This is a genomic window from Mycolicibacterium houstonense (assembly GCF_900078665.2).
GTDB lineage: Bacteria > Actinomycetota > Actinomycetes > Mycobacteriales > Mycobacteriaceae > Mycobacterium > Mycobacterium houstonense.
On the sequence record NZ_LT546208.1, the window covers coordinates 654,341 to 660,108 of the forward strand.

At 68.6% G+C, this 5,768-nt stretch carries 4 protein-coding genes and 2 pseudogenes; 5 read left to right on the forward strand and 1 reads right to left on the reverse strand.

The annotated features are described in order from the left end of the window. Window positions 1-285: 285 nt before the first annotated feature. The 3 genes from BN4332_RS31245 (at window position 286) to BN4332_RS31255 (ending at window position 3,425) form a co-directional block, all read left to right on the forward strand. Complete coding sequence (locus tag BN4332_RS31245; RefSeq protein WP_066903976.1) at window positions 286-570, forward strand: hypothetical protein; 285 nt, start codon at window positions 286-288, stop codon at window positions 568-570. A 66-nt stretch (window positions 571-636) separates the two neighbouring features. Then, window positions 637-2,214 (forward strand): S53 family peptidase, encoded by a 1,578-nt coding sequence (locus tag BN4332_RS31250; protein WP_066903981.1) that lies wholly within the window; start codon window positions 637-639, stop codon window positions 2,212-2,214. Further along, a complete protein-coding gene (locus BN4332_RS31255; protein ID WP_066903978.1) occupies window positions 2,211-3,425 on the forward strand; it encodes a hypothetical protein in 1,215 nt (404 codons plus the stop codon). The genes BN4332_RS31250 and BN4332_RS31255 overlap by 4 nt, the downstream gene beginning before the upstream one ends. 731 nt (window positions 3,426-4,156) lie before the next feature. Here BN4332_RS31255 and guaA read toward each other — a convergent pair. Beyond that, window positions 4,157-4,888: pseudogene (gene guaA, locus BN4332_RS31265) on the reverse strand (glutamine-hydrolyzing GMP synthase); the annotation flags it as partial. Here guaA and BN4332_RS31270 point away from each other — a divergent pair. Continuing rightward, complete coding sequence (locus BN4332_RS31270) at window positions 4,882-5,325, forward strand: zinc ribbon domain-containing protein (RefSeq protein WP_235654347.1); 444 nt, start codon at window positions 4,882-4,884, stop codon at window positions 5,323-5,325. The pseudogene guaA and the gene BN4332_RS31270 overlap by 7 nt on opposite strands. Further along, window positions 5,322-5,768: pseudogene (locus BN4332_RS31275) on the forward strand (hypothetical protein); the annotation flags it as partial. The gene BN4332_RS31270 and the pseudogene BN4332_RS31275, both read left to right, overlap by 4 nt.

Sequence of the window (5,768 nt, forward strand, 5' to 3'; positions counted from 1 at the left end):
CCCGCCTCATCCGTAAACCAACATTTTCGAATGTATGTTCGATGGCTCGAGTAAACACCCACCCCCCGACAGCGTCAAGCTGCGCCCGGCGCAGGCCGGCCCTGCGTGCCTGGGCCCGAAGCAATGGAACTGCGACCGCGCTGACGTTCCGTTAGAGTTCGGTTCACCAGAACCCGCTTCGGGATGGGGCTGGGCCACGATTGCGTTGCAGCTAGTGGGAATCCATTCGCGATTCACCGAAGGCCGGCTCTGTAACAACCACGGGGGACAGTGAGGACACGCATCATGAAGTCAGGGCAGTTGACTCGTCGGCTCACCGTCATCGCGGGCGGTGCGGCAGTCATCGGGATGATCTCGTTCACCGCGGCGTGCGGTACCGAGGAAGAGAAGGGTCCCGAGACCACGACTCCGACCACGACGACGACCACCACCACCGCCCCGCCGGCCACTCCGGCGCCGCCGGTCGAGCCGACCGAGAAGGCGCCGCGCATCGATCCCCACGGCCCGAACCCGTTCTCGCCCCAGGTGATCGCGCCCCCGGCACCCACCGCGCCTCCCGGCGACAACTGATCACGCAAGGTCGCGGGGTACGCGGCTTTGCGCGCAGTGACACATCACTGGCTGCTCGGCCTGATCATGGTCGGCGTGCTGGTGCTGGCATCGGACCTTCGGTCCGCGCCCGCGCCTGACACGTCGGCCACGATCAGCGGGCCGTACGCGCTGTTGCTGGGTGCGTCAACCGATCTCGGCCCGGCGCAACAGGCTTCGGTGCAGCTCACCATGACACTGCAGCAGCCACCGGAGCCCGCTGCCCGGCCGGACACGTTGCTGCAGTGGGCGCACGCCCGGGATCTGACGGTGCGGTGGCGGCCTGGGCAGTCCTGGGCGATCCTCGAGGGCGCTCCGCGCGACGTCGCCGAGGCGTTCGAGGTGAGCATCCACGATTACCGGGGCCGCCAAGGTCAGGTGTTCTACGCCTCACCACACCAGCCGGAAGTACCCGAAGCGCTGAAGGGCGAGGTCACCGAACTCGGCCGGATCCTCGGCTACACCCCGCACAAGATGTCACGGCCGTCGTTCTTTCCGTTGGACGTACCGGATCAGGGCCTGACCCCGGCCGCGTTGCTCAGCACCTACAACGCCGCCGGACTGGCCGCCCGGGGCTACACCGGCAAGGGCACCACCATCGTGATCTTCTCGTTCGACGGTTATGACCAGGCCGACCTCGACAGCTTCACCACGCTGTGGAACCTCCCGCCGCTCAAGCCCGTGCTGATCGGCGGCCAACCGGGTGAACCGCGCGGCGAGACCACGATGGATCTCGAAGTCGCACATGCCATTGCGCCGGACGCGCGCAAGGTGGTGATCAATGCGCGGCCGACGGTCGAAGGCGACGGCGCCTACGAGAAGATCGGGCAGATGCTCGAATCCGCGGATCAGCAGTTCCCCGGCGCGGTGTGGAGCTTCTCGATCGGCTGGGGCTGCGACAAGTTGCTCACCGCAGCCGATCTGGCCCCGGTGCGCTCGGCCCTGGCCGGCGCACACACGCGGGGCACCACCGCCTTCAACGCCAGCGGCGATCTCGCCGGCCTGGAATGCAAAGGGGGACAGAACTGGTCGTCGCCCCCAGGCCCGGACGACATCGGCCTGGACTCGGTCGCCTCCCTGCCGGAGATGACCGACGTCGGCGGGACCACGCTGTCCACCACCGCCGACGGCCGCTGGCTGGGTGAGCAGACCTGGTTCGACGTACCGCTGTCGCTGGGCACCGGCGGCGGCGTCTCGGCATTGTTCGACCGCCCGGAATGGCAACGCACGGTGTCCAGTCCGGACGCCACCGGTGCTGCCGACGGACGCCGGTTGACCCCTGACGTGGCTGCGGTGGCCGATCCGTTCACCGGGGTGCGGATCGTGTTCAACCAGAAGAACCTCGTCGGCGGCGGCACATCGCAGTCGGCCCCGATCTGGGCGGGACTGACGGCGGTGATGAACCAGTACCTGATCGACAACGGCGGTCGGCTGATCGGCGATCTCAACCCGCAGCTCTATCGCATCGCCCAAGGGGCGCAGTTCCCGGCGTTTCGGGACGTGACCCTCGGCGGCAACGCGGTGGCCGACGCCGGGCCCGGCTACGACATGGCGACCGGGCTCGGGACACCGGACGTGGAGAATCTGGTCAAGAACCTTCTCGTGCTGCAGAAGACAGGCCGATGACCGAAACACCGCAGAATGACAACGAAGACGTCCCCACCACCGAGTGCCGGGTCTGCAAGATCGACGTGCCCGACGGCAAGTACTGCGGCTACTGTGGCGTGCCCCTCGACAAGGAATCGGCCGACGGCCCGGAATGGTTGCGGCTCGGCGCTTCCTGCGTCGCCCCCGAAGAACATCTCCTGCGCCCGTCGATCACCACGTCGCTGTTCCCGCACCTGTCACACCGGTCCCGTACCCCGTTCCGGATCGCGATGCTGGTCCTGCTGGCCGGGCTGGTGGCCTGCGCGCTGCTGCGGTTGCCCGCGGCCCTGATCGCCGTCGCGGCGCTCGGATTACCCCTGCTGTTCGTGATCTACCTCCAGGAGTCCGACGCCTTCCGTGACCTGCCCACCGCGACGCTGGTGCTCACCGCGGTACTGGGCATCGGGCTGGGCGTCGGCTGGGTGCTTCTCACCGGCTCGATGATGGCCCGCTCCTACGGCGTCCCACTGGGCTCGGGCATCTCCGGATTCCGGATCCTGCGCCACGGGCTGGGCATTCCGCTGGGCGGCCTGGTGCTGATGCTGGTGCCCGCGGTGGTGATCCGCGTGTTCCGGCCGCCGTCCCGGGAATCGTTGGACGGCTTCATGATCGGTGCTCTCGGCGCGACGGCGTTCACCGCGGCCGCCACCCTGACCCGGCTGGCCCCGCAGCTGAGCGCCGGGATGGTGGCCCGTAATCGTCCGATGTCGGGCCTGTTGGTCGAGGCGGGCATCCGCGGGGTGGCGGTGCCGTTGACCGCGGCGGCCGTGGGCGGGCTGATCGGCGCGGCGCTGTGGTTCACCCGGCCGGCGACCAAGGCCGACAAACACGTGGGCTATGTCCGGCTGGCGCTGTTCTCCTTCGGCTTCGCCGTCATCGCCGTCTACGCCGCGCTCGGGCTCATCGACGTCGCCCGGGTACCGCAGTGGCTGCAACTCGGGATACACCTCACCGTTGCCCTCGTGGCGATCCTCCTGCTCCGCATCGGTTTGCACCTGGCTCTGTTGCACGAAGCGCAGGACGAATACGCCGCCGACAAACCGATTCTCTGCCCGCGCTGCGGCAACGTCGTGCCCGACATGGCGTTCTGCGCGGTCTGCGGCGCGGCCACCCACGCGTCGTCACGATCCTCCCGATCCGAGCGTCGCGAGCACCGGCCGGTTCGTGATCCGGGATCGGATGCCGGATGACGACGTTCTTCCCGGGCTACGCGGTGCCCATCGCCGTCGGGCGTGCCCAAGGCGTGCGCAAGGCGCCTGCCCTCAAACTGCTGGCCATCCTCTGCGCCGGGATCGCCGTGGTGGCGGTCGTCCTGGTGTCGCTCGCGGGAATGATGAGCGAACCCCCCGCGCGGTACATGTGCCCGCCGGACTGCGGGGCACCGCCGACGGGCGAACCGGTCGCGGTGAACCCGGTGTTCACCGCGCCGGACGACAGCTTCTCGGTGTCCTACCCGGTGGCCAGTGCGGCGTACAAGGTGACGACCCAGCGCAACGGGGTGATGGCGGAGTTCACCGGGGGCGACGGCGGCATGCTGCAACTCATCAGCCAGCCCGCACAGAACCGGACCCCGCAGGACATCGCGACGTCCCTCGTCGAGCTGTTTTTTTTCAAGCAGAAGACGGCATACGAGATCCCCAACGCCATGGTCGGCTATCAACCGGGGTTCGGGCTGGTGGCCGACTGCTGGCCGCAGGGGGCGACCATGAATTACAGCCGGATGCGCGTGATCGTCATGGTGGCCGTGAAGAACGACCTCGCGCTCATCGCCTCGGCGGTCGGCCCGTATCGCGAGTTCGGTCCGGACTCCGGAATCGGGAAGCCGTCCGGCGCCAACCTCCAGCTCGCGCTGGATATGGGCAAGTACGTCAACAGTTTTCGGTGGCAGGGCGATCCGCCCCGCTGAGCCCGGCCGAGCGGGTCACTCCCACTCGATGGTGCCCGGCGGCTTACTGGTGACATCCAGCACCACCCGGTTGACCTCGGGCACCTCGTTGGTGATCCGGGTCGAAATGCGTTCCAGCACTTCGTACGGCACTCGGGTCCAGTCGGCGGTCATGGCGTCCTCGCTGGACACCGGCCGCAGCACGATCGGGTGGCCGTAGGTGCGTCCGTCGCCCTGCACACCCACCGAGCGCACGTCGGCCAGCAGCACCACCGGGCACTGCCAGATCTGCTGATCCAGCCCGGCGGCGGTGAGCTCCTCGCGGGCGATGGCATCGGCGCGACGCAGGGTGTCCAACCGCGCGGCGGTCACCTCACCGACGATGCGGATACCCAGCCCCGGCCCCGGGAACGGTTGGCGGCCAACGATTTCCTCCGGGAGGCCGAGTTCACGACCGACGGCGCGGACCTCGTCCTTGAACAGCAGCCGCAACGGCTCGACGAGCTTGAACTTCAGATCGTCGGGCAGGCCGCCGACGTTGTGGTGGCTCTTGATGTTCGCGGTGCCCGCGCCACCACCGGATTCCACGACGTCGGGGTACAGCGTGCCCTGCACCAGGTATTCGATCTCGCCCTCGCTGGCGCCCAGGGTGTCGCGCACCACGCGCTCGAACGCCCGGATGAACTCGCGGCCGATGATCTTGCGCTTGCCCTCGGGGTTGGTCACCCCGGTCAGGGCCTCGAGGAAACGGTCGGCGNGCGGTGCCGTTGACCGCGGCGGCCGTGGGCGGGCTGATCGGCGCGGCGCTGTGGTTCACCCGGCCGGCGACCAAGGCCGACAAACACGTGGGCTATGTCCGGCTGGCGCTGTTCTCCTTCGGCTTCGCCGTCATCGCCGTCTACGCCGCGCTCGGGCTCATCGACGTCGCCCGGGTACCGCAGTGGCTGCAACTCGGGATACACCTCACCGTTGCCCTCGTGGCGATCCTCCTGCTCCGCATCGGTTTGCACCTGGCTCTGTTGCACGAAGCGCAGGACGAATACGCCGCCGACAAACCGATTCTCTGCCCGCGCTGCGGCAACGTCGTGCCCGACATGGCGTTCTGCGCGGTCTGCGGCGCGGCCACCCACGCGTCGTCACGATCCTCCCGATCCGAGCGTCGCGAGCACCGGCCGGTTCGTGATCCGGGATCGGATGCCGGATGACGACGTTCTTCCCGGGCTACGCGGTGCCCATCGCCGTCGGGCGTGCCCAAGGCGTGCGCAAGGCGCCTGCCCTCAAACTGCTGGCCATCCTCTGCGCCGGGATCGCCGTGGTGGCGGTCGTCCTGGTGTCGCTCGCGGGAATGATGAGCGAACCCCCCGCGCGGTACATGTGCCCGCCGGACTGCGGGGCACCGCCGACGGGCGAACCGGTCGCGGTGAACCCGGTGTTCACCGCGCCGGACGACAGCTTCTCGGTGTCCTACCCGGTGGCCAGTGCGGCGTACAAGGTGACGACCCAGCGCAACGGGGTGATGGCGGAGTTCACCGGGGGCGACGGCGGCATGCTGCAACTCATCAGCCAGCCCGCACAGAACCGGACCCCGCAGGACATCGCGACGTCCCTCGTCGAGCAGACCTTTCCCGACACCAAGACGGCCTACGAG